24 protein-coding genes are annotated in these 22759 nt (G+C 42.2%); 4 read left to right on the top strand and 20 right to left on the bottom strand.

What is annotated here, in order from left to right; translation table 11 throughout:
- Positions 1–10: 10 nt before the first annotated feature.
- The 3 genes from AS141_RS03435 (at position 11) to AS141_RS03425 (ending at position 1465) form a co-directional block, all read left to right on the top strand.
- Positions 11–841, top strand: a complete 831-nt coding sequence (locus AS141_RS03435) for an alpha/beta hydrolase (RefSeq protein ID WP_057936245.1) — start codon at positions 11–13, stop codon at positions 839–841.
- A 3-nt stretch (positions 842–844) separates the two neighbouring features.
- Entirely contained in the window at positions 845–1096 is a 252-nt protein-coding gene (locus AS141_RS03430) for a hypothetical protein (protein WP_057936244.1), read from the top strand.
- A gap of 132 nt (positions 1097–1228) precedes the next feature.
- Positions 1229–1465 (top strand): type II toxin-antitoxin system HigB family toxin, encoded by a 237-nt coding sequence (locus AS141_RS03425; protein ID WP_087149380.1) that lies wholly within the window; start codon positions 1229–1231, stop codon positions 1463–1465.
- Positions 1466–1950: 485 nt separating this feature from the next.
- On the opposite strand, the gene AS141_RS03415 is transcribed toward AS141_RS03425, so the two are convergent.
- The 20 genes from AS141_RS03415 to AS141_RS03320 form a co-directional block, all read right to left on the bottom strand.
- Positions 1951–2370, bottom strand: a complete 420-nt coding sequence (locus AS141_RS03415) for a hypothetical protein (RefSeq protein ID WP_057936242.1) — start codon at positions 2368–2370, stop codon at positions 1951–1953.
- 519 nt (positions 2371–2889) lie between these two features.
- On the bottom strand, positions 2890–3417 hold the full coding sequence (locus AS141_RS03410) for a Crp/Fnr family transcriptional regulator (RefSeq protein ID WP_232424806.1): 528 nt from the start codon (positions 3415–3417) through the stop codon (positions 2890–2892).
- A 260-nt stretch (positions 3418–3677) separates the two neighbouring features.
- Complete coding sequence (locus AS141_RS03405) at positions 3678–4055, bottom strand: response regulator (protein ID WP_057936240.1); 378 nt, start codon at positions 4053–4055, stop codon at positions 3678–3680.
- A 368-nt stretch (positions 4056–4423) separates the two neighbouring features.
- Positions 4424–5998 carry a PKD domain-containing protein gene (locus tag AS141_RS03400; RefSeq protein ID WP_057936239.1) on the bottom strand — a complete coding sequence of 525 codons (1575 nt, stop codon included), beginning with the start codon at positions 5996–5998 and terminating at the stop codon, positions 4424–4426.
- 1050 nt (positions 5999–7048) lie between these two features.
- Entirely contained in the window at positions 7049–7927 is an 879-nt protein-coding gene (locus AS141_RS03395; protein WP_057936238.1) for a hypothetical protein, read from the bottom strand.
- Positions 7908–8738 carry a DUF4138 domain-containing protein gene (locus tag AS141_RS03390; RefSeq protein ID WP_057936237.1) on the bottom strand — a complete coding sequence of 277 codons (831 nt, stop codon included), beginning with the start codon at positions 8736–8738 and terminating at the stop codon, positions 7908–7910. The genes AS141_RS03395 and AS141_RS03390 overlap by 20 nt, the downstream gene beginning before the upstream one ends.
- Before the next feature lie 2 nt (positions 8739–8740).
- Positions 8741–10078, bottom strand: coding sequence for a conjugative transposon protein TraM (gene traM / locus AS141_RS03385; protein ID WP_057936236.1), 1338 nt, complete (start codon positions 10076–10078; stop codon positions 8741–8743).
- The gene (locus tag AS141_RS03380) at positions 10059–10463 is read right to left on the bottom strand and encodes a hypothetical protein (RefSeq protein WP_057936235.1); all 405 of its coding nucleotides are present in this window, start codon (positions 10461–10463) and stop codon (positions 10059–10061) included. The genes traM and AS141_RS03380 overlap by 20 nt, the downstream gene beginning before the upstream one ends.
- Positions 10460–11077: a conjugative transposon protein TraK gene (gene traK / locus AS141_RS03375; protein ID WP_057936234.1), complete on the bottom strand. Its 618-nt coding sequence runs from the start codon at positions 11075–11077 to the stop codon at positions 10460–10462. Before traK ends, AS141_RS03380 begins: the two co-directional genes overlap by 4 nt.
- Entirely contained in the window at positions 11077–12255 is a 1179-nt protein-coding gene (gene traJ / locus AS141_RS03370) for a conjugative transposon protein TraJ (protein WP_082632165.1), read from the bottom strand. Before traJ ends, traK begins: the two co-directional genes overlap by 1 nt.
- The gene (locus AS141_RS03365) at positions 12152–12817 is read right to left on the bottom strand and encodes a TerB family tellurite resistance protein (protein WP_157243374.1); all 666 of its coding nucleotides are present in this window, start codon (positions 12815–12817) and stop codon (positions 12152–12154) included. The genes traJ and AS141_RS03365 overlap by 104 nt, the downstream gene beginning before the upstream one ends.
- A gap of 7 nt (positions 12818–12824) precedes the next feature.
- Positions 12825–13457 carry a hypothetical protein gene (locus tag AS141_RS03360; protein ID WP_057936231.1) on the bottom strand — a complete coding sequence of 211 codons (633 nt, stop codon included), beginning with the start codon at positions 13455–13457 and terminating at the stop codon, positions 12825–12827.
- Positions 13454–14104, bottom strand: a complete 651-nt coding sequence (locus AS141_RS03355; RefSeq protein WP_082632164.1) for a hypothetical protein — start codon at positions 14102–14104, stop codon at positions 13454–13456. The genes AS141_RS03360 and AS141_RS03355 overlap by 4 nt, the downstream gene beginning before the upstream one ends.
- A gap of 58 nt (positions 14105–14162) precedes the next feature.
- The gene (locus tag AS141_RS03350) at positions 14163–16616 is read right to left on the bottom strand and encodes a TraG family conjugative transposon ATPase (RefSeq protein ID WP_057936229.1); all 2454 of its coding nucleotides are present in this window, start codon (positions 16614–16616) and stop codon (positions 14163–14165) included.
- A 28-nt stretch (positions 16617–16644) separates the two neighbouring features.
- A complete protein-coding gene (locus AS141_RS03345; protein ID WP_057936228.1) occupies positions 16645–16965 on the bottom strand; it encodes a DUF4133 domain-containing protein in 321 nt (106 codons plus the stop codon).
- Between the two features lie 8 nt (positions 16966–16973).
- Complete coding sequence (locus AS141_RS03340; RefSeq protein WP_198293501.1) at positions 16974–17252, bottom strand: DUF4134 domain-containing protein; 279 nt, start codon at positions 17250–17252, stop codon at positions 16974–16976.
- A gap of 83 nt (positions 17253–17335) precedes the next feature.
- Entirely contained in the window at positions 17336–17635 is a 300-nt protein-coding gene (locus AS141_RS03335) for a hypothetical protein (RefSeq protein ID WP_057936226.1), read from the bottom strand.
- A gap of 140 nt (positions 17636–17775) precedes the next feature.
- The gene (locus AS141_RS03330; protein WP_057936225.1) at positions 17776–19017 is read right to left on the bottom strand and encodes a WG repeat-containing protein; all 1242 of its coding nucleotides are present in this window, start codon (positions 19015–19017) and stop codon (positions 17776–17778) included.
- Positions 19018–19149: 132 nt separating this feature from the next.
- The gene (locus AS141_RS03325) at positions 19150–19995 is read right to left on the bottom strand and encodes an RteC domain-containing protein (protein WP_157243373.1); all 846 of its coding nucleotides are present in this window, start codon (positions 19993–19995) and stop codon (positions 19150–19152) included.
- Positions 19996–20032: 37 nt separating this feature from the next.
- Positions 20033–21577: a terpene synthase family protein gene (locus AS141_RS03320; protein WP_057936223.1), complete on the bottom strand. Its 1545-nt coding sequence runs from the start codon at positions 21575–21577 to the stop codon at positions 20033–20035.
- Positions 21578–21865: 288 nt separating this feature from the next.
- Between AS141_RS03320 and AS141_RS03315 the strand changes: the two genes are divergently transcribed.
- A complete protein-coding gene (locus AS141_RS03315; RefSeq protein WP_057936222.1) occupies positions 21866–22333 on the top strand; it encodes a MauE/DoxX family redox-associated membrane protein in 468 nt (155 codons plus the stop codon).
- Positions 22334–22759: the final 426 nt, after the last annotated feature.

The raw sequence follows: 22759 nt of genomic DNA, 5'->3' as shown, positions 1-22759 counted from the left end.
CGACAGGTGCATGAAAAAAACAGTACTATTTCTGACTTCAGTAATTTTCTTATTAGCATTCAGTAAGGTTTCTGCTATAAATCCTGATCGGGAATACTTTATGACCCCGGATTCTGTCTCTTGGAATTATGAACAGTTGAAGATCACGACTAAGGACAATTACGAATTAAACACTTGGATTTATGAGGCGAACAATGAAAACAAAAAGGACACGGTCATCATTCTAGCATATCCTGATGCGGGTAATATGTCATATTTTGTTTACTACGCCGCAATTCTAGCCAATGAAGGGTATACAGTAGTTACATTTGATTACAGGGGATTTGGCAAAAGTGACGATTTTGAAATTCAGCGTGAATATTTATACTACAGAGAATTTGCCTTGGATCTTGAAGCAGTGGTTGATGAAATTTCAAAGAAATTCAAACATCAACAAATAGGGATCTGGGGTATGTCCATGGGGACGACAATAGCTTCTCGTGCCTACCCAGCTATAAAAGGGAAGATTGATTTTATCATCGGCGAAGGTTTTGTGACAGACACTTCAACCATAATTGATAGATATATAAAGCTTGACAAAGATTTATTGCTTCCTGAAGAATCTAGGATATATGAAAAAGCAATTCAATCTATTAAACTTCCAGTTTTAATTTTGACTGCTTCCAATGATGAAATTACCACTCACCAAGATGCTCTGAAACTACAAGAAATACTTGGCCAACGCTGTGAGGTCATTCAGTACGAAGGAAATCATTTATCAGGCTTTCAGCTTGATGCTGAAAACATAGGGTTTGGTACGTGGTATGTAGAGCAAATCAATTCATTTTTAGAAAAAATCTAAGTCATGATCACTTCTGATATAGAGTATAAAGCCACTTTGGAAAGAATCAAAGAATTACTTGCAAATCTTAAAAACATAGGGAATTCAGAATCAGAGGGATTTGTAGAACTAAATATGCTTTCCGATTTGATCGCAGATTATGAAGAGAAAACCTTACTTAGAGATGAGTTGATCAAAGGTGAGGAAAGTGGTACGTCTCACAAAACGATGGGTGAAATCCTTGAAGAAGCGAAAAGACTGGCTAGAAAAAAATAATTACTAGTACACTCCCAATCAAATACCAAAGGAATCAATTTGCAATTGATGCAACTGATCCACTTAAATATGTTTTCATTCTGAAAACTTTTTGATCAGTTTTATAGAAAGCACCCCGATTCCAAATCAAGTATCGAAACCTGGATTGCAGTTACAAAACATGCAGATTGGAAAAAATCTTTGGACGTAGTTGTGGATTTTCCTGATGCTGATCCTGTAAAGAACAATCGAGTTATGTTCAACATTGCAAGGAATAAATACCGACTGATCGTTCAGATATGTTACCTGAGACAATGGGTGTTTATCAAATTTATCGGTACGCATTCAGAATATGACAAAGTGGATGTACCTACTGTAGATTTATTTTAAAAATTGTAAATAAAATCGTAATCATGAAGTGGGAGAAAACAATTACTACTGAAATATTGTATTCAGTCACTCTAACTCTTCCTCTCTTCAAAGGCGCGGCCAAGGAAATAGCCGGCCAAGGCAAACCAGGACAACTTGTGGATCACCATCCCTTGTATTCTTCAACGAGAACACCTGGCCTATCCAAAATGCCGGACGGATGTCGAACCGTTTATGGCAGCAGGGAAGAATTTCCTCTATGGATGAAACTGCCCTATTCTTCCGCTGTGGCAACCTGATAACACCTGGAATGTGTTTCTGCATTTTACCCATATTTCGATATGATAGGTATTGGCTGGGAAAAAGAATTGAATATCACTTCATTCCGCTTAACTCATTCACCCTCCTACTTTGCCACATTCGCAAAGTGTTTGATTTAATTGAATTTCTATTCTCATCGACAAGTTTCGGGTAGAATATAACTGATATAAACACACTATCCATAATCAATTCTGGGATGGCTGTATGCCTATAGATTCATTCTCTTCTAACAATTTATAACACATTGCAAGATTAAACTCTGTAATAGTTTCAATTAAGTCAGCCATACCCTTCTCACGAACCGGAATAAAATCCCTAATAAAATAGGTTAAAAAAGATGAATTCAAATCCTGTCTAAAGATTATATGTAAAGTACCATTGTACTCTTTAAAAAAATCGACTGCATTGCCGATAAAAGATTCAAAAACCCGTTCAAGAGCTTCGCTATTCCCTGAAATTATCGGCAGACAATTGTCCAGATAAAAATGTAAATTACAATCTTCTAATTTATCAGTTATATGTGAAATCAAGGCATAACTATCAACTAAATTACCACCTTTTTCAATCAAAGGGTTAGTTATTTGAAAATCATTTGGATATATCATAATGGTTTATTATAGGTTAAGTAGCGATTATAAATAATAAGTAGTCCAGTTAATTTCCAACATTATTAATTTCCATTTATAGGATTTTTAGACAAAGTCTCTCCATCCTACTTAGTTAGCAGTAGCTTACTTCCAATCTTGCAGATTCAGGACAACTCGGTCTGCAGGGTGACACAGACACTTTTTTTGCTTCCAGATCTAAAATAATCAGTATGAAAACGTCAGCTTTCTTTCCTCTAAGGAGTGAAAATCACGGACTTATGCCATTTATTAGATTCCAAGGCATCAGGAATATTTCTTACTAATTAATTATATACATCTCAATGTAGTGCTTGGAATAAGTGATCATCCAGCATGGGATGTATGGGAGCCCGATAAGGTTATCTTTGTAACCGAACCAAACCGACTCTTTAGTTTTTACGCATAGTTAATTTTCTGCTTCATTTTATGAGAATACACTTAACGGGAGAGCAAATAACATAATTTTAAATATTAAAACCATTTACATTTGTTACTTAATCAGGAAATATTGCCTCTGATTCTGCTCAGACTCACCTGTGTAATACCCAAGTAAGAAGCAATATGTTTTATGGGTATTTCTTTTACTATCTGGGGAAATTTCTTTGTCAAAAATAAATAACGCTCTTCTGCACTATGAAACTGAAGGCTCTCAAGTCGGTTTATTGTATCTACATATGAACGTTCGACAATTATTCGAAACAGGCGCTCAACATCCCTGTGTTGATCAAAGAGCATCAAAAGTTGATCTGCCTGTATTGCCAAGAATATTGTTTCTTTTATGGCCTGTATTGCTTTATGGCTCGGCGTTCCGGTAAAAAGACTCTCCGCCCGAATAATAGGATCGTTATCAAACGCAAAATTTTCAGTAATCTCTTTGCCATCTTTATAATAGAATATTCTTGCTGCACCTTGATTAACAAAGTAGTAGGTCTTACATGTCATTCCGATAGATTGGAGATTTTGATGTTTTTTGATTTTAATTTCGGTCAGTAAATTAAAAATAGCCTCAGAAGCCTCCTGGGACAAAGGGCTTATTTGATTAAGATGGGCAATGAATTGCTTTTTTCGGGTCGAATGTTCCATGTTTTCTCTAAGTACAATAAATTTCTTAGGCCATATTATTATACTACCGATATAGGAAATATCCTGCTGTAAATACTCATTGGTCTTGTTTTAATTGAGCCACTCAGACTTAGCTTACGGATCAAAGGGTACTGCAAATTAGGTGCGAATGCGATATGCGGATTCAGTGTAACCGTGGTATGCGAAAATTTCAGTCCCTTGGATTATAAAAGCACAAAAGTTATAGTTTCAAGATCATCTGTTTTCAATGGCTTGATCAAATAAGAAGAAACCTGGTTGTATTTTTTTGCTTCCATTTTATCTTCGGGGTCTGTAGAAGAAGTCACAACATGCACCTGAACATCGATATCCTTAAATTCTAAAGAAATCGCCTTTAAAAAGCCCCATCCATCCAACTCCGGCATATTCAGGTCCAGAAAAATAAGGTAGGAATTTATGGGGTTCTCTTTTAAATGGGCCACCGCTTTATGACCATTTTCAAAAATCAACATGGGGGTATCGGGAAACTTCTTACGGATTATCCTGGAATGGATAAAGTTTATCACAGGGTCATCATCAATGAGCAGAATTTGTTGTGTCATTTTTTTATATAAGCCTTTGTTCTGTCACTTATTTTAAGGATTACTTTATTCAGTTTCCCAGTTGATACATAGAGCTATCTTTTTATGCAGATTTGTGATTCCTCCCAGCCGTAATCCCTGGAGCTGTAAGATCCAAAACCGAACCAACTGATAGCCATTTGATTCATTATGCCATTCACTCACTATGACATACTACCCCATGTCGGCGGGTCAGATACCTGGACAGTGTTTACAGTCGTTCCTGGATATCATCTTTTGGAAGACCCAGTGGGGCATCCTATCCGATTGATTGAATAGGAACTACTTGAAACCGGACGGGATTTTTTCCCATGATGATTTTTCCAGGCATAATGCCGTTGGGATTACAGTCAGTAATGTATCAGATGAATACTATGTACCCGGTTATCCAATATTAACCTCAAAGTCAGGTGGCCTTTTGGCAGACCCTGAAAAACTTCCTTCAGATTAATTGCTCCTGGCAATGGATTCAGGAGCGTTACAGATTGAAAGTAGTTCCCTGAATTAAAGACATCAATGGTTAAAGGCCTATGTGGAGATTTCACTATTCCCAAATACCTAAGATGCACTTCTTCTCCAAAGGAAGGGTTAGGATAAACGATCCACTGTTTATCAGGCTCAGAAACTTCATTTTTAAACATTTTTACTGAGCTGTAATCAACTTCTGAACTCGATTTCTTCACAATACGGTAGTAAAATGTGTTTTCAAGTGAAGGCATGGAATGATCTGTAAATGAATAAACCGCTGCATCACTTCCGAATTTTACTCCCTGAACGGATCCAATACTGATAAAATTTGAGATATCCCGCGAGCTTCGTTCGATTTCAAAATAAAAATCCCCTTCTTTATCGGTAACCTCCCAACTGACATTGACTACCGACCTGTCCCCGGAAAGGTGTACAGATTTCCAAAAAGAGCTAAGTACGGTAGCTATTTCCAGTTCATAATTTACCTGTTGGGTACAACCGTTTGCATCAGTAACGGTAAGGGTATAGAATCCATCACCAAGGTCGAAAATATCCCTTGAAGTGCTGGTAAACCCATTTGGTCCGGTCCAATAAAATGAATAGGGTTCGGTTCCTCCGGTGACACTTTGTACATAGATAATTCCTGATTCCTCATCTTTCTTAGTCGGAAAGATGTCCACCTGTATACCGAAATTGGGATCAATGTAGATATCCTTCACAACCGTGGTGACCGAAGTCCCATCATCTACAGTGAGACTAATAGGATAAGTGCCTGAGCCCGGGAATTCGTATATGGGATTTTCAAAAGTGGAATCAAAGATCCCGTCCCCATTAAAATCCCAGGAATAGGTGTAATTGTAGGGTGGCGTCCCTCCGATTGTCTCGCTAAAGAACTGGATGTTGGTACTGCACATCCCGCTGCTCTGAAAATCAAATTTTGGAAACAAGGGTACTGCCGCCGTGAATCCCTGGGGATTGCTATAACATTGGGAATTAATGTTGGTTTTGCTGCTAACGGCACAGGTAGTATCGGGTTTTGCAGTACCTGTTTCCCAATGAATGAAGATATTCCTGATATCTATGACATCACCCCAATTCCATGTAAAATCACGCACCTTGATCCAGGTATTCTGTATAGCCTGGGTCCCTGAAAAAAGGCACTCGGACTGATCTGCCTGGGACAAGACTCCATCAACATACACATCAAAGAAAAAACTGAGATTATAGCCGTTGGTAGAGGATCCTCCCAGCTTAATCCATAATTCACCATTTACCGGATCACCAAGTTCATAATCGTCTGTCACTGAAAAAGGATTTCCGTTCTCATCGCGAAGTTCAAAGCCGGATACAGTAAAATTATTTTGGGAACATTGTGCAAAAAGCCAAAGCGGTTTACCCATTGTCAATAAGAAAATGGCAATTGAAAAAAACCACTTTGCCTTAAATACAGATTTCATAGGGCTCCTCTGGAGTTCTTAATTCACGGATTGAATTGCGAGCCAAGTTAGTCAAAAGAATAAATTTTTAAAATTTAAGTCCTATTTAAAACATAAAATAGATAAATTAATAATAATAATTAAGTTACAATTAAATAATCATAAAATACATTTATCTAATAGTTTATTAAATAAAGCAAATACATGATAATTTTCAGCAGTAGGCTTTATAGCGCGTCTATAAAGCCTAACTGTTATGAATTAAATTTTGGTAGACATAATTTGAGGCGCCTAAAACTAAAACAATCATCATTATTGCGCGGAAAGGAGGCGGAAACTGCAGTGCCCGCTTCTTGTTGGCTTGCTCTCTAGTGGATCGCATCCTTCATCTATCAAAATCGAATGATCAATTAGCGGATATCCACACCACCGTACGTACCGTTCGGTATACGGCGGTTCCTTGCTTTTGCAACGGGAGTGTTTGGCGTTGTTTTCAGGTATCCTCCTAAGGAATCACTCTTATCTATCCTTCGGATTCCGTCCTATTCTTTTGATAAGGAGCCTCGTTGCCGAGCATCTGATCCTCTTCTTTCGGTAACATTCATTTACTGCCTAACTGCAAGGTTCGAGCCTTCCCAAACCAACTCGTGATCCGGTACTTTGCCCTCTGCTGACTTCTCATGGCTAGCTTTACACCGTATGCCAGAAAAGAAATCCGACACACGTCCATGAGAACTCCCCAGGTAAGAACAATAACTTTCTTCTCATATACCCGCTACATCTACCATGTTGTCTCCGAGCAGTATAGGACTTTGGTTTGTTAGGCAACCTCATCCAGACAACTTTGGCCTAATATGTAGTTTCTGTACCTCAGGCCGAGAATTTGCCGCTGGCTTCCTTCAGATTCCACCTCACGATGGACACCCTTGCCTTAAGCTAACACTTCCAACTGCCAAGGCGTGTTCGGGGCTTGCACCCTATAGCTATTGCCCATGCTGGGCGCACCTACAAAAAAGCCCGACTAACAAGCCGGGCCTTTTCCAAAAAACGCGATTAATAAATTCAGTATTCTTAAATCCTCTTGCCCTTTCCGGTTCTGGGTACCTTTGCAGTCTGGGGAACCCCACCAGCGACAGTTGGGACTTTCGTCTTTTTGCTTACCTCCTGAACTGCGCTCTCTTTCTTTTCAGTTGTCTTCGCTGACACTCCTTCCTTCATTACTTTTTTTTTACCCAATTCCTCCACTATAGGCTCCTGCCCCACTGACTTATCCTTTCCATTATCCAGCTTTAAGTCCTCAGCTTTCACCGAAGAAAACGATACATCAAACACATTGATGGATTTGAATTTTGGACTGGCTTCAATGAACATGATCTCATCCATTCCATTTTTCTCCATGGTGATAGGATACTGATTTCCTTTTCGTAGAGACTTCATCATCCATTCGGTCTTGGTCTGATCACCAAGCTCCTTGATGGGAAACTCCCTTAATTTGGCTTCCAGATCAAAACCATATTTCTCATGGTACTGGTTGACCTTAAAATTCCCGTTATTTCCCTTTTGGGAAAGATCCAACTGTAGCCAAGCCTTATACTGCTCCTTGTCAGTATTCTGCATAGTTTTATTCACGGCTCTTCCTTCCAAAAGGTTAAAAGCCTCCTTTGCAGTGACTCCCTGGTTTTGGTAGAAACTATGGCTTTTGCCTTCTATTTCAGGATTACTGTTCTGCACCGACACATCCATTTTGTTATAGAAATAACGCTCACTGACCTCTGACTTTTTGAAGTGCAGGTTATAATCCACCTTTTTGTCTTCGATTTCCATCTGAAACGGCAAAGTAAATTTGACAGCTCCAGACTTAATCTGATTCTCCAATGCAGTATTCAGCTTGTCCTCAAATCCCGAGTATTTAAGTTTGTCTTTTAGGTATTCAAAATTCTCCTGATCCATCGGTCGTTTGGTTTAGGTTAGAAATAAGCAAGGAATCTGCTCGCAGCAGTTTCTTGCCTGAAATAGCCAGATGAAGCTGGCGGTCACCGTGCTCTTCATAGAAGCTGAATTCCAGCTTCTTTTTTTCAGCGATGGTGAATACGTCAAACACCAGCAGCAGCGACTGGGGTTGGTCTATGGTAACTACTGTTTCTTTGTCAAAGGAATTGTACACCGGGGTGAGGGAAACAGCTCTGTTACTTGAGCGCTTACCTCCTTTTTTGTCCCTGACTTTAATTTCTACTCTGGACTGCTCAAAAGGGATTACAGTGTTATTTGCAACGCTGAACTCGAAAAACAGCAGCCCTTCCTCAAAATAGATCCCATTTAGCAACAGGTCCATTTGATAGGCAATGCTTCTGGCAATTGTCTTGGTCGAGCCAAGTTTTGCATGGATTTCTTCAAAATCCTCTTTGGAATAGCTGGATTTCATCAGTACCTGTCTGCCGTTCATTTGATCCGGCTTTCTCAGATCCACAGTCAGCACAGCCGGAGAGTCGGCATAGGTTACAGTAAAGTCATACAATGTTCCGTCTGCGGTAAGCACATGCAGGTTGGTCATTCCCAAATCCCTGCTCCCTGCTTTGAGTTTCAACAGATTCAGTCCGGCTTCATCCCGCTGGCTCAATAAAAACCTGGAACCCCGGTCCACCGATTCAATTTCCGAATCAAACATAAGGTACGTTGTCTTGTCCCACCCGACCTCGATCAATTGCTGAGCTGATAGGCCATAACCCAACAGCATTCCCAGTATCAACAGCATATATTTCATACTTAACGGGTTTGGGTTGAATTGATCAAAAAAAGTGGGTGTCCGGCTTTTACGGTAATCTGCTTAGCCTTAGAACCCGATTTCAACAGCCCTTTTGTGGCCTGAATGCCTGAATTGGCTACCTGGGCCTGCCAGTCCATCCCCATTCCCATCATTCCGATTGACTGAAGTTCATTTTGGCTTCCTTCCAATGCCTTTCCGCCTGCTGACTTGGCATTGACTGGCAATCCTGCCATCGCATCCAGACTGTAAACTGTCAGATCCAAAGCAATAAGTTCGCTGTCCAGTACCAACCCGGAAACACCAACCAGTAACCTGTTTGAAGAAAGACTGGTTTTTCCGAATAAGGAAGTCCCGGCAGGAATCTCCTTTCCATTGACCCAAAGTGACTCCTCCAATTTGATCTCCAGGGCATCCCCCGGATAAATTTCCTGGGTCCTGGGAACAATGGCCGAAAACGTGGACTTTTCTATCCCCCCTGGATGTTCTCCCGGAAGCTCATCTGACAACCCATAAAATCCGTTCTGGATTTCAACAGGAAATCTCCCTAAACTTTCATCCGCCACAAAGGAACTGGACGAATCCAACTGTCCTTTCTTTAATGCGGGGAAGGCTCGTTCTTTCAGGACTATGGGTTGTTCATTTTTCCTGGATTCTGCCAATTCGGGATTTTGTAATTCGAGCAGCTTATCCATAATTTCAGAAAGCTGCTTCAACTGTACATCAGGCTGATTGGATGCAGATTCCAGTCCAGCCATCAGCTCTTGCATTTCCAGAAGTTCAGCGCTGATTTCCGGCACTTCTGGTTTAGACAAGATATCTGCCCGGGGATTTGAACCATACCCTAATCCCTTGGATTGACCCTTATTCAACAGCTTCATATCCGATTCTTCAGAAATCAGTTTATCTATTTCTTCAATACGTTGATGGATCAACCGTTCCTGTTCATGTAGGACTGGATCCCCACTGGAACCAGGCCTGCTCTCCTTTTCAAGAAATTTTTCCGGAATGGCCAGTTCAATTGGCTTTTCGGGAAGCTCTGCTTCAGAACCCAGAGAAGAATAAAGTGCAGGTAATTCTAAATCGGCCTTTGGCACCTGTTTTTTTTCCTGCTCCATCAAAGCATAGGCGGCAGCCTTGGTTGCCTTTTCCTGTTTGATCTGGGGGGCAGGCAATGCTGTATTGAGGCCACGGTTGGCATCAAAAGTTTCAGCCTGTACCGGGAGCAAAATCCAGCTTAGGCCAAACAAAACAGGTAACACAATTAGCGGCAGGATCAGATAAAAGATTCCCTTTCTGTGTAGCTGTGCATCATGTGGATCAATAGGGTTTGTTTGCATAGGTATATGGTTTTAGTGTAAATGAATGTATCAGAGTATCCGGGGCAATCATGGCCCCGCTCCCCATCGTAGGAGGAACAGCAATTGACCTAGGCAACCTATAATTGGTATAGGCTTGGTTTTTTGATACCAAGGTGATCAGTGGGAATACTGAAACTACAGCCATCAGTAAAAGCAGGGATCCATACACGATAATCCGCTGACTTCTGTTCAATAACCTGTCTGCCGCAGATGCTCCCTCACATAGCAAGACCTGAAACCGGCCGATCAAAAGGGCTATTTTCCCGGCTATCAATTCAGATTTTTCCAACCCTTCCCTTGAGATATTCCCAGAATTTGTCGGCTCCTTTAAAACCCATCCCGATATAAAACCCGAACGGCTCATCTGGCAAACTGGTCAAGATCCTTATTCTCAATAATCTCCCAGTTCTCGACCAGGAAACCGTGCGGATTATGTGCAGAGCGCTGGACAGCCCGAAGATTTCCCATAGTGATCAGAGAGCGGAGCACCCTGGAAGAGGAGCGGATAATTTCCTGTTTTCCGTAAAACCGAAAAGGAAAATTCTCCTTGGTAACATCAACAGAAATACTGTCCACCAAAAGCCGCTGGCTGATAGTGGCCGCCAGTACCTGTTTGTAATAGCCCGATTCCCTTAAATTGTCCACATGAAATTTCAACGACCTGTCCCCTAAATAAAAGGCCTCCTCCAATTGGCCGTTGATCAGTTTCTCATCCGGCGAAAACATAAACAACAACTGGTGCACCTGCCTGATATGGGCACGGGTTTCCACTTCCGCCAGAGATTCCCGGGGATTGGCAGCAGCTTTCAGCACCTGGTTATCACTGAGCAGGTAAATTTCCTGTTTGGACTGACTGACCGCCCTATAGGAATACACAAACATGCCGATCATTGAAATCATACAGGCAGAGACTATCCCAAGACTCCACCATTTTACCAGCTGAAAAGCGGTATCCAATTGTGTAAGTTGTTTGATCATTACTTTCCTTTTAAAAGGTGTGAGGCCATCCCGGGACCATGACTTAATAGATTACTTGTTTTGTGAAGCAGCGAATCCTTTCCTCCGGCGTAGATGATGTAATTGGAAACCGATGGCACAGTCATATAGCCCAGTATGGCAATGACCATAAAGATGAGATATGCTGTATCTGTGGATGAGAAGAAAGTCTTTCCTGAGTTCTCAATCTGGGCCAGATCCACTTCCAGCAGGCCTTCTTGGATTTTATTGATAATAAATCCGAAAACGTTGGCTACCGGCAACCAGAGAAATACATTGATGTAGCGTGCTATCCATTGGGTCAGTGTGTGGTGGTACCCGTCAAAGACCGCCAGTCCAAAACTGATCGGACCCATGATGGACAAGACCACCAGATAAAATACCCGGATGGTGTTGATGGCCAGGGCTGCCGCCTGATACAAGACCTGAAGGACTTCGCTCATCCAGGATTTGATGTTCATCTGCATATGAAAAGATGCTTTTTCCAATGCAAACTGGATCCCGTTTCCGACACTTTCCATCCAGCCCTCCTCTCCTGCTTCCGGATTGGAATACTCGTACCAGAGTTCCCTGTCCCCCTGGCCTTCCTCCCCCACATACATTTCGTAATACCTGCCGTTTTCCAAAGCTTCCTGCTTGGCAGCAACCAGCCGTTCAATCCCCCTGTTAGCATCCTCCTGCATACTGACAGTCGCATAGATCACCGGGGTCATCAGCGCTTCAATGAATCCAGTAACCCAATGGAAATTCAGGATCAAAATAGCCAGTACAAAAGGCCTGAATAGCGGATAAAAGTCCACAGGCTCTGCCTGGGCAATATGTTTCCAGACCTTGTTACCGATGTAAAAGACTGCTCCGATTCCTGCTATTGTGCGTGCCGCTCCCTGAAGATGGGCGGTTCCTTCACCCAAGGAAGATCCCACATCAGACAGGGTAGCCTGAAAATCTGCCATCGACTCAGCCAGCCCCTGTGCCATGCCGGTCAATGGCACCAGGAAAAATAGAAAAGATCCCAGGAATAGCACCGCCCGTTTATCCATCCGGCATTCCTTCCCCTTACCTCCCATCGCCGAGAATACTTTTAAGGGTGGATTGCTCAGCCCTTGCCTTGGACCTGATCCGGAACAACTGCCTAAACTCCCCAGTGACCCGTTGGCCATTCAGGACCACTTTTCGCAGGTCCAGGTAAATCCTGTCTATTGCCCTGATCCTTTCCCCGTCATCCATCTGGAACTTGTTGTCTGTAATTAGGAGCAGTAGTTCTTCTAAATTCCTCATGCTCTTGGCATTGAGGGAAGAAAACACCCCAGTCAGGTAATTTATGTCATCCAGGCTACTCCCGGAATCAAGCTTTATATCCTTTAGGATATTCCGGGTATAATTCAACAGCTGGATCTGCAGCTGGATCGTTTCCCCTACCCGGTAATAGGTCTTCACCTTTGGACTGACCTTGTACAACCTGTCCAGAAACAAGTCATGCAGCTGAAAATTCCCTTCAGTGACGGATTTCACCCGCATATATCCCTGCTGGATAATGTCATATTTTTCCTTCATCTGGACCAGCAATTTCTTCAGCTGATTGAGCTTTTCCACATTGAGCAACAGCTGCTGGATTTCCTGATCCTGCGCAACTGCAGGTTTTAAGCCGAGACCCATAGACAGAAAAACCGCCAATAACATCCATGCTTGCCTTTTCATATACCTCACTACCCTTTCCTTCATTTTCATATCAGTTTAAGTTCAACGTATAGTACTGCAGGTATCTATGCCCCTTTTCATGGACCAACAACAGGTCCTTTTTGAGCTGGATCAGTTGGTCCATTATATCCAATACCGATACTGCCCGCTCATAATCCTCCATCTGTAGTCCCTGCTTTGAAGTCAATAGTTCAAAATAAACCTGCTGCTCATCCGCCCGTTGAATCATTCCTTCAAGCACACGGTCAGACCATTGAAAAAGTCTAGGATGATCCCATTTGGTCTTAGTCCTCCAATAGCGTCGGGATTCCATCAAAACCTGCTTCAACTCCGTAGGATGCAAGCCTTGCTTCTCCATTTCGAGCAAGACATCACGGGTCAAAGGTCCCGGTACCTTAAGCTTGTCAAAAAACTGCGTATGCCTGCTGTATTCTCCATCTTTGGATTCACCGATCAGGTCTAATCCAGCACCCAGGATATTTCCGGATTCTTTTACAGAAGCCCTAAATGTTCTTAACAACACCACATGTTTGACCAGGTATTCGATCTGGGTCTTTTTGGGCTTCAGCCATTCACCCATGGTCTGCGCCTGACCATTCAAACCACCAAGAAACAGCAACGCCATTTCCATACTTAGAACTACCAAAACCAGAGTTGTTTTCATTGTGTCAACTCTTTTAGGGTGTTAAGCGCCGCCTTTTCTTTGCCCCGCTGTCTGGATAGGGTTTCCAACTGGTATGAAACCCGGGTAAGGTCCCTGTAATTTTCCTGCATACGGGAATCGAGTACATGAAGCCTCTCCAACCTGTCCGCATCTGACTGCTGGCTGTACAGCGAGGTAAGTACCGTAGTAAGCTCCTCCAGATTCCGGATACTCTGTCCCAGTATTTTCGTGAAACGGTCTTGGACCAGTGCCAATTCTTCCGGGGTAAACTGCCCTTCAGTACGGAGGTACTGCCAGGAATTCCGGTAGAGGTTGACCAGCTTTTTTTGCGTCTCAGTGATTTCCTTTACCCGCTGAATCTGGGTAATCATACGCTTCACTTTCCATAGCCCATCATAATAATCGGCATAGAGTTCCCGTTGCTTTTCCGACCATTCGGCAATCTCATCCAGCCTGGTTTTGGAAAGCAAATTCTCCAGTCGTTGTTGTGCCTGTTGCAAAGCAATAGTCTGGTTCTGCAGTCGCTGGATCTGTAAATCCACCGCTACAATCACCCGCTTCACTGCCTGCTTAATGATCTCTACAATTGGGATTGCACCATGGGAAACAGGAGCGTTCAATACCATGAAAATTGGAAACAACAGCATAAATTTCCAACGGCGTACCATTAAAGTAAAACTGTTAAACAAACAATATATAACCTTATTATTCAACTTCTTGTAATTTAGATGACAGTTCAACAATAGCATGTTCCCGGTCACCGCCGTGTTTAAAACAAAGCTTTTCCAATTCCATTTTTTCTTTCTCTTCAGTCGTATAAGTGAGATATTCTTCCATACTTACTTCGGTGCGGAACACCTGGCTCTGACTGCCCAATCCGATAAAAACCTCCTTGTATTTGAGGGCCGGATCATTGGCCCTGTTAAGGGAAAGAACCAGTGCTTTGTCTTTTTCACTCAGCGCCAGCAGGCGCTGGATCTGGTCAAACTTGTTCTGGTATTTGCGTTGGTCCAAAAGAATCTTGCAGTCCGAATTATTGATGATGGCCTCCTTGACAATGGGAGACTGAATGATATCCTCTACCTCCTGGGTAACCACAATCGCTTCCCCATAAAACTTCCTGACCGTTTTGAACAGATACTTGATGTATTCCGCCATGCCTTCCTTGGCGATAGCTTTCCAGGCCTCCTCGATCAGGATCATTTTTCGGATTCCTTTTAAGGTTCTCATCTTGGCAATGAAAATTTCCATGATGATCAGGGTCACCACAGGAAAAAGAATAGGATGATCCTTGATTTTGTCCAGCTCAAAGACAATAAAAGGCTGCTCGAGCAAATCCAGATTTTCACGGGCATTGAGTAGGTAATCAAACTCTCCCCCTGAATAAAACGGTTTGAGCACATACAGGAAATTACCCAGATCAAAATCACCGGACTTCACTCCTTCCTCTCTGATCAATTTTGAATAATCATCTGCCAAAAATTCATAGAATGTATTAAAGCAGGGTTCTATCCCGTTATTGGCAGCAAGTTTTTCGTAATAGCATTTAACAGCATTGGAAATAGCCACATATTCTGATCTACGGAAAGACTCATCCTCCTTTTTCCAAAGTGCCAGCAGCAGGGTTTTGAGACTCTCCTTCTTTTCCGTCCCCAGACCCTCTGCTCCCAGATAAAAAGGATTGAAACAAATCGGGTTAGACTCTGAATAGGTAAAATAATAGCCCCCCACCAATTCGCAGAGTCCCTGATAGGAATGTCCCACATCCACCAGTACTACATGGGTTCCCTGCTCATAATAGGACCTGACCATATGATTGGTAAAGAAACTTTTACCTGATCCCGAAGGTCCCAGAATAAATTTATTCCTGTTGGTAATCCAGCCTTTACGGACAGGCTCATCGGAAAGATCCACCCAGACCGGTTGACCATAGGTACGGTCCCCCAGCTTTAAACCTTTAGCTGCCAAGTCCGCCTTTGGGCTACTTTCCAGATTATACAGACACAATGCCGCATCCAGAAATAATGAGCAGGTTTCATTCAGTGGTAAAGCAGCGGCATTTCCCGGAATACCCGCCCAATAGAGCTGGGGAGCTCCAATAGTTTCTATTTTAGGAATCAGTTCCAGGTTACTCAACGCCGATGCCGCCTGCTGTAAAGAAGTGGTCAATGCCTGGTTACTATCCTCCCAGCACAGTAAATGGGCATGCATCCTTACGGGCACTTTAGCTTCTTTGATCCCGTCCTCCAGGTACTCCTGAATGGAATCAGCTGCCAGTTCATTTGCTCTGCTATACCGGGATAAGGCATGCATGCGCAGGCGCTTACTCTCCAGCCTGGAAAAGGACTCCTCCTTTTCTACCAGCTGGATGACCTGTTGATAAATATGATTGCAGGAAAGCAGCTGTCCCATAGGAGAAGCAAAGCCCAGATAAAACTTGCTTAAATCCCCGGAGTAAGGCTCATATACCCTGCTGACTTCCAGCTCTGACGGAATCTGATCCAGTGAGGAAATTGAAACCATTCCCAGGTACTGCTTGCCAGAACGCCATTCAGGCTTCAGTTCCTGGTCTATCAGTTCCCTGTCAAATGCACCTGGCATCAGGTACTTTTCAAGTAAACCTTTACTATGTTCACCACCAAGTAACTCATTTTCTTCCAGACGTTTAAGTGAAATATTCCCTGTTCCCAACAAATGCTCCATTTGTCCAAGTGTGCCCTTAATGCGCTGCAGTAAATCAGCTGTCAAAATAGGCTCACCAATCCAGTGGCTTCTGAACAGGTTGGAAAAACTGCTGTTGCGCAAGGGTTTTTCCGGATTCGGAAAAGTGATGAAGATATAGCAATGATGGGTCAGTACCGGTTTACCCTCAAAATATGCGTCACTCTTTCTGGAAAGAAATGAGGAGTCCGATGTCCAGTCCACCTGAACCGTTTCTTTTTCAAACCAATCCTGCTTCCATATAATAGTACCTTCGGGCAGTACCTTCCAGGCTTTTACAAACAACCCATGGATCGCCTCTGCTTCTGATTTGGACAAGGTAAACAATGCCGGCAAATCCAGGGCATAGCAGGCCGTCAGGTCACCCTGCCTGGAAACCAGCAATTCCTGCGTGTACTTATATAAGGGAAACAGCTTATTCAGCTCAACTGATTTCATTGACGTTGATTATAAATGAACTTAAAACCTATCGCTGTTTAGCCCGAAGACTCTTCACAAAACCGCGGTTGCGGATCCTGATTGAATAAGGCAACCTGCTAAAGGATTGCTTTTTCATCAGGCCGTCCTTTCCCAATCTTTTATTTAACCCGGCAATCCAGACACTTAAATAAAAACCAGAACCTACGCATACTATCAGACTTAAAACCAAGGGGAAACCAACAGAATAGAGAATCAGAAAGAGCAACAGATCCCCTCCCAGCACAACTCCCATATAGACCAGGTACTGGGATTTCAATCCCTTAAACTCCATGTCCTGATCTACTCCTTTATAGACTCGATAGCCCATAATTAACCCTATGGTACAGCAAAGAAGCTCGATAGAACTGCCGCTACCACCACTAAAAAAACGCAGGAACCAAACCAGGCAGCTGCCACTTTTCCCGTATCAGGTTCACCGGAATTCCATTTATTGAACACCTTAATCGCCCCTATCAATCCTACCACTGCTCCTATGGCATACATCAGGTTCACACCGGATGCAAAAAAGCTATTGACTAAATCTGTGGCTTCAGTGATCCCTTCATTCCCCTGGGCATACAAATTTTGCCCCGTCTGAATTACCAGTATTCCCATACCCGATAAACCTGCTTTAATTTTGAATCGATTTAGTCTCATAACTGTAGTTGGTTTAGTTTACTTTCACTTGATATTTTTGCTTAAGATTTAATACTACTGGATATCAGTTCCTTAAAAGGAGACCTTTTCAAAAGTTCCTGCTCATGTAGATCCAAAACAGCCCGGTTGTCCAGCATCAGCTTGCGCTGGATAGAAAGTGAAAAGGCTAATTCATCCACACTTATTCCGGCTGGCGTACTGGTTTTAAATGAGGTTGCCCCTGAGAAAAATGATAGAACAGGGTTTCTAAAAAATCTATACCCTACCCATCCATAGTAAGCTATAACCACAGTGACTACTGCAATCCAAAAGGCGGTACTCCCAAAAAGCTGATGATTCATAAGATCCCGGTTTAGTAAAACATAGGATCCAAAACTCGGTAATGATCACATTTAAAATTCACAGGTTGAACCCCACTTGGGTAGTTTACATTAAAAAATGCCCCCAAAAAGGGGGCATACCTACATCCATTGATAAAACTTTAAAACCCGCTCTGCTTCACTTCTACCAACCACTCACCTTGCAGATTTAATAAGCCATATCGGGGAATGTAAGATTTACCTAAGGGGCTCCTTTCAATACACAGGAACTTACCCCCAATCAGGTTTTTAATAATTGCATGTTCATTTACGTATTCAAGATCCCCATCCAAAGAATAGATCCGGGAAGACTTGCCATGGATAAATATCCCCCTGTTCAAATCCATAAGATCTATAAGCGTACGATAGGGAAAATACCCATATTTATCCGGGTAGTCGTACCCGGATTTCAAGGGGGTATTCTCTAATCCTGGACTGTCTTTCTCCACCCCTTTTTTATCCAGCAAAAGCCAGGTATTAGCTTGATTATATTTCTTTACCAACGAGTAGCCCTTATAAAATAAAGAAGCCTCATTATATAGGGGTTGGATAACCAATGTCCCTTTTGTATCAATGAAACCTATTTTGTAATTCTTGTCTTTTACCTGGGCAAGACCATCTGAAAACCTGCTGGGCTTGAATCTGTATTGGAATGGAATAATCTGTTCACCGGAGGAATCTATAAATCCCCAGAAACCCTGAGTGTTCATAACAGCCGCCATCCCTTCAAAAAAAGGTTCTGCATGTTTATAAAGCTGCTCCGTTACGGGCAAGAGTAAAGAATCAAAGTAACCCCACCGTTGGCTTTCTGGATTACGAAGTGCAATTAACCCCTCAGTATACACAGATGGGATAACTCTAAGCCTACCTTGAAAATATTTAACTCCGCCATATTTTTCAATATCACCGATACCGAGTGCCTTCGCAATGGAATCCAACCGGTGCTGGATAATTATTTTACCCTGATCTGATATCCAACTCAGCACAAATCCTTCCTTTACCCCGGTTTCATGCCATGCCAGAATTACATTCCCGAACCAAGCATCGATGTAATCGAATTTCTGGTTCAGTACAGGGTCAGCTTCCCCCAGCTTCTTTAGCTGGAATTTCCCGTCACCCTCCTTACTGAAATACAGGCCCCTTTTATATTTCAGATCCTGGAGATAAGCAGTAGACAAAATCCTGGTTTCCTCATTAAATTCCTCATACACCATGGTCTGACCCAGGTTTCTGAAAATCAAATAATTCCCATCCCATAGCTGGGATGCCGGCATAAGCCCGTCAAACTCCCCCTCCAACACTTTCTGTGCACTCAGCGGACAGGACATACCCATCCACCAAACCAAAATGATCAGCTTTTTCATCCGTTTTTAGTTGATTATTTACGGTCATATGGAATCTCGCATGCATTAAAATCATCTGACTCTTGAGATATGCTCGATTTCATACTACTTAAAGATTAGATAAACCTTCTTATAAAATTGATAAACAGTACATTATACACCTTCAGATTCTTCCATATACGATTCCAGTTTATCCTTGCATAAATCCAGGAACACAGTCCTGCTCCTCTTTCTGATCCTGATCTCCTGAAAAGTCCGGTAGTAATCCTTCATATCCTTATCAAACAGGATCTCCATTATCGCTGCAATCTCCCTGATATCCGCAGTACCATGGTTAAATACCCCAGAAGCCTTTAGACTATAGATCAATTCAACCAAATACACCTTAGGTGCCGTCCAGGTAAGATTGAATTTTTTGGGTATGTCTTTAATTTTCAAGTCGCCGTTCAGATTTGTCAATTCCTCATAGAGGTAATCCGAAATAGCCAATGTGGCCTCGATCCTTGCAAAGGAGACCGTATAAACTGTACAAAATCGGGTATCCAGCGTATGCCAAAACAGATTGGGCTTTAAAATGGGAGATTGGGAATTCCGTAGAAAATAGGTTCTGTCAAAGTGGCTTTTCTTCAGCAACATGTAATTGTACAGGCCCTGCTGATCGGTCAAAAAGTCCCGTACCCCTCTCAGCTCTTTCTCATAGAACTGCTTCATGTACTTCCTGGAGCCTACCGGCCGGTTGGATTCTATCCCGAATAATTCTGAATAGAAGATTGAATCTTTCAGAAACTTGGACATATAGAACTTGAAAAATATAATTTCCTGCTCTTCATCCTCAAATTTATAGCTGACCAGATACCGTTTCAGTGCATCCATTGCCTTATCGACCAGGCTAAAAGCACTTTCCAACTTGATAAGGCGGTTATCGCCTTCTAATTTAACCACGGCTAAATCCAGCTGCAGTTTTTCATACAATTGATTCGAATAATTTAAAATTGACATAATACCCATCTTCACATTTCCATTTCACATCATGCATTTAATCAAAATACCTCTCTGTATCCCTTACCGACCATTCCAATGCACCTGAAATCTTAAATTTCACCTGCTTGATAATTGCCAGTACCAAATCATTATCCGGGTTATACTCCCGGGTCCATAGCGTAGCTTCTTCCATAAATTCCCCCAATATCCGCTCATGCTCGGCTATAAGGTAATCCCTCGCCTCTTGTTCTTTCATCCCCTTTGAAATCCCCAATAAAGAAATCCAATTGTGATAGTCACCGAATAATTTCTCCTTGGGAAAGGAAAACAGGTCATTGCTGATGACAATCAACTTTTCTGCAAGCTCTCTGATTTTAGCTGTTTTGGACCAAGCCTCTTCCAGCTCAGAATAATCAGCGCCCATACCCATAGGAGAAAGTACTATGGCCAGCCTCTCACCTGAAAACAAAGGACGCTGATCAGCATATTCGTCTATGGAAGGAATAATTCCAGCATCTTTATTATTTGCTTCCCACAAGTTGGATTCCAGGAAGCGTATAATTTCATTTTGAATAAGGCTGAAAAATTTCTGATCATTCTTATTCCTAGTTTCAAAATCTTCCCACAGGCTCTGAAATCCCCTTAGGTAATTGACTATTCTGGTACCTGCATTTGTCAGATTTGTATGGTTGATGATCTCATTAAAACCAGTGGACAAGTCCTGCCAAAATACCTTCTTAAGACCCTTAGGTATTTTATCGGTAGCATCATCCATCATGAAAAGCAGCAGGAAAAATTTGGACAACCAGCAAGCTGAAAGCCAATCTGCCTCTGGATATAACCTGGCGGAAAGCCAGGGTAGTTTCATTGCATCATAATTCTTCTCATCCTTGTTTGCATCCAAAAAACCGTGAAAATACGTGGCCCAGGCAAACACATGGATATTTAGCTCCTCCGTTCTGTCATAAAGCACACTTTTAAAGGAATAGGAAAGTTTTTTCCTGAGATACTCCTTATCCTTATTATTTCTCACCTCCTGATAAGCCTGTACCCTATGGCGATAAAGCGTTTTGACATTTACATTAAGCACATCCGAGATATGTTTCTGGCTCAGTTTGAGTTCTAATTCAGGATCTTTTGACTTCAGATATTCAAGTACTTCCCGCCAGGGAAGTTGGGATAACGCCAACCATTTATCATTGGACTCCCTGGCTATTGAAATCAGCTTTGTAGAAAGCTGGGAGAATTCCGGCACCTCCAAAAGAAGCTTTCTTTCCCCTTCCCTGCTCAACAGCGTAAAAGAGCTGTTCTCAAAAGACCTGAATTCATATTTACTTGGTGTCTGGTAAAAATAAGATTCAGCATCCATCATGATTTCATTCGGGAAAAAGATACGGATCAATTTCCTGTCCCTGAACATCCCTACTAAACCGCTCAGCAAAATCCTTGAATCATGTTCAATCCGCGCAGACGGCTTGATCAGTTTCTTTCCCTTCACTGATTTGTACTTGATATAAGCCCCAACTTTTTGATAGGCTTCCTTGGAAACTACATCCAAGGGATCAAGTAAATGTTTTAATTCAACAGCTTTCCAATGCATTAGAACTTAGACTAAACAATTTATTATACAACCAATTACTACTCCACACCCTCTTAAAAAAGGTACCATTGCCCTAAAAAAAACTAATCAAAAAAGGCAAAACACTAATACCGGAATACACTCCGATGACCAATAAACTTAACATTAAGGTAAAACTGAATTTTTAATAAAACCTAAATTTCCACCTAAAAAAATCCCAAAATGCTCAATTTTAGGACATTGTCCGATTTTTTCACCCCTTCTCCCACCTTGTGAATTCACAGTTTTAGGAGTTTCTAGCTTTCAACTATGAAAAAGGAAGCCACTCTTAAATGGGATTTTCAGTCGATTTCAGGCCTGATACTGATCATTATCTGGACCTATACCAGCATGGACAAGTTGGTCAGGTTTACCGATAGCAGGAATGCCTTTCACAATCAAACCTTTCCTGCAGAGTTGGCAGAAGTGTTGGCTTATGCAGTACCAATCATAGAGTTGTTGATTGCCGGGCTCCTGCTCTTTTCAGTAACCAGATGGTGGGGATTTCTCTCAAGTATTCTCCTGCTCTCCGTCTTCACCTCTTACGTGGGACTGATCTGGGTGGGGGCTTTTCCCAGGGTTCCGTGCAACTGTGCAGGGATTATTGACAGCATGGGCTGGGAAGCACACTTTATAATGAATCTTCTGTTGATCGCCCTGGGTATTTATGGATTACACCAAAACCGGATGAAAAAACCCAAGACAGATGCCCCAGGCTTTCAGGTTGTTAAGCTATAATTAGTATAGAAACATAACATTTCTATACTATAGCCCAAATTTAACCTATAAACCCGATTAAAGACTAACCGCTAAACCAAACATGAAGTAAAAAAACGGGCAGGGACATTGGTCAGATCCCCACCCAAAAAATAACAAAGCTTTGCAGGATAACTTATTTTCCAAAAGCTACAAAAATTGCACCGTCCCTTTCTAAGACAGGGAGTCGAAAGGCCTGTCAACACTCGGCGGTGCAGAAGGGAGATGCCGAAAACCCTGAACAGAGTAGGCACTTTAACCACGTATTGAATGGATCAAACCAGATTTCATCTAATACCCCAAACGTTTTCACCTGTTTTTGATCTGTTAAAAAACAGGACATATTATGAATAAAGTAAAGGGCGCATTGCCCATGATTGCCTTATATGGAGAGCTCTCCATATACGC

Source organism: Algoriphagus resistens (genome assembly GCF_001442615.1).
GTDB classification, from domain to species: domain Bacteria; phylum Bacteroidota; class Bacteroidia; order Cytophagales; family Cyclobacteriaceae; genus Algoriphagus; species Algoriphagus resistens.
Note: the sequence above shows the minus strand (reverse complement) of the source record. Positions and strands in the feature narration are given on the sequence as shown.

Excerpts from the sequence above, each read along its gene's own strand:
- AS141_RS03435 (WP_057936245.1), top strand. The coding sequence starts at position 11 with ATGAAAAAAACAGTACTATTTCTGACTTCAGTAATTTTCTTATTAGCA.
- AS141_RS03380 (WP_057936235.1), bottom strand. The coding sequence starts at position 10,463 with ATGAGCCGTTCGGGTTTTATATCGGGATGGGTTTTAAAGGAGCCGACA.
- AS141_RS03395 (WP_057936238.1), bottom strand. The coding sequence starts at position 7,927 with ATGGATCAGGAGAATTTTGAATACCTAAAAGACAAACTTAAATACTCG.
- AS141_RS03405 (WP_057936240.1), bottom strand. The coding sequence starts at position 4,055 with ATGACACAACAAATTCTGCTCATTGATGATGACCCTGTGATAAACTTT.
- AS141_RS03430 (WP_057936244.1), top strand. The coding sequence starts at position 845 with ATGATCACTTCTGATATAGAGTATAAAGCCACTTTGGAAAGAATCAAA.
- AS141_RS03325 (WP_157243373.1), bottom strand. The coding sequence starts at position 19,995 with ATGTCAATTTTAAATTATTCGAATCAATTGTATGAAAAACTGCAGCTG.
- AS141_RS03320 (WP_057936223.1), bottom strand. The coding sequence starts at position 21,577 with ATGCATTGGAAAGCTGTTGAATTAAAACATTTACTTGATCCCTTGGAT.
- AS141_RS03340 (WP_198293501.1), bottom strand. The coding sequence starts at position 17,252 with ATGGGAATACTGGTAATTCAGACGGGGCAAAATTTGTATGCCCAGGGG.
- AS141_RS03365 (WP_157243374.1), bottom strand. The coding sequence starts at position 12,817 with ATGAAGGAAAGGGTAGTGAGGTATATGAAAAGGCAAGCATGGATGTTA.
- traM (WP_057936236.1), bottom strand. The coding sequence starts at position 10,078 with ATGCAAACAAACCCTATTGATCCACATGATGCACAGCTACACAGAAAG.
- AS141_RS03390 (WP_057936237.1), bottom strand. The coding sequence starts at position 8,738 with ATGAAATATATGCTGTTGATACTGGGAATGCTGTTGGGTTATGGCCTA.
- AS141_RS03330 (WP_057936225.1), bottom strand. The coding sequence starts at position 19,017 with ATGAAAAAGCTGATCATTTTGGTTTGGTGGATGGGTATGTCCTGTCCG.
- traJ (WP_082632165.1), bottom strand. The coding sequence starts at position 12,255 with ATGGCCAACGGGTCACTGGGGAGTTTAGGCAGTTGTTCCGGATCAGGT.
- AS141_RS03315 (WP_057936222.1), top strand. The coding sequence starts at position 21,866 with ATGAAAAAGGAAGCCACTCTTAAATGGGATTTTCAGTCGATTTCAGGC.
- AS141_RS03355 (WP_082632164.1), bottom strand. The coding sequence starts at position 14,104 with ATGCTGTTGTTTCCAATTTTCATGGTATTGAACGCTCCTGTTTCCCAT.
- AS141_RS03360 (WP_057936231.1), bottom strand. The coding sequence starts at position 13,457 with ATGAAAACAACTCTGGTTTTGGTAGTTCTAAGTATGGAAATGGCGTTG.
- AS141_RS03400 (WP_057936239.1), bottom strand. The coding sequence starts at position 5,998 with ATGAAATCTGTATTTAAGGCAAAGTGGTTTTTTTCAATTGCCATTTTC.
- traK (WP_057936234.1), bottom strand. The coding sequence starts at position 11,077 with ATGATCAAACAACTTACACAATTGGATACCGCTTTTCAGCTGGTAAAA.
- AS141_RS03335 (WP_057936226.1), bottom strand. The coding sequence starts at position 17,635 with ATGAATCATCAGCTTTTTGGGAGTACCGCCTTTTGGATTGCAGTAGTC.
- AS141_RS03415 (WP_057936242.1), bottom strand. The coding sequence starts at position 2,370 with ATGATATATCCAAATGATTTTCAAATAACTAACCCTTTGATTGAAAAA.
- AS141_RS03350 (WP_057936229.1), bottom strand. The coding sequence starts at position 16,616 with ATGAAATCAGTTGAGCTGAATAAGCTGTTTCCCTTATATAAGTACACG.
- AS141_RS03345 (WP_057936228.1), bottom strand. The coding sequence starts at position 16,965 with ATGGGCTATCGAGTCTATAAAGGAGTAGATCAGGACATGGAGTTTAAG.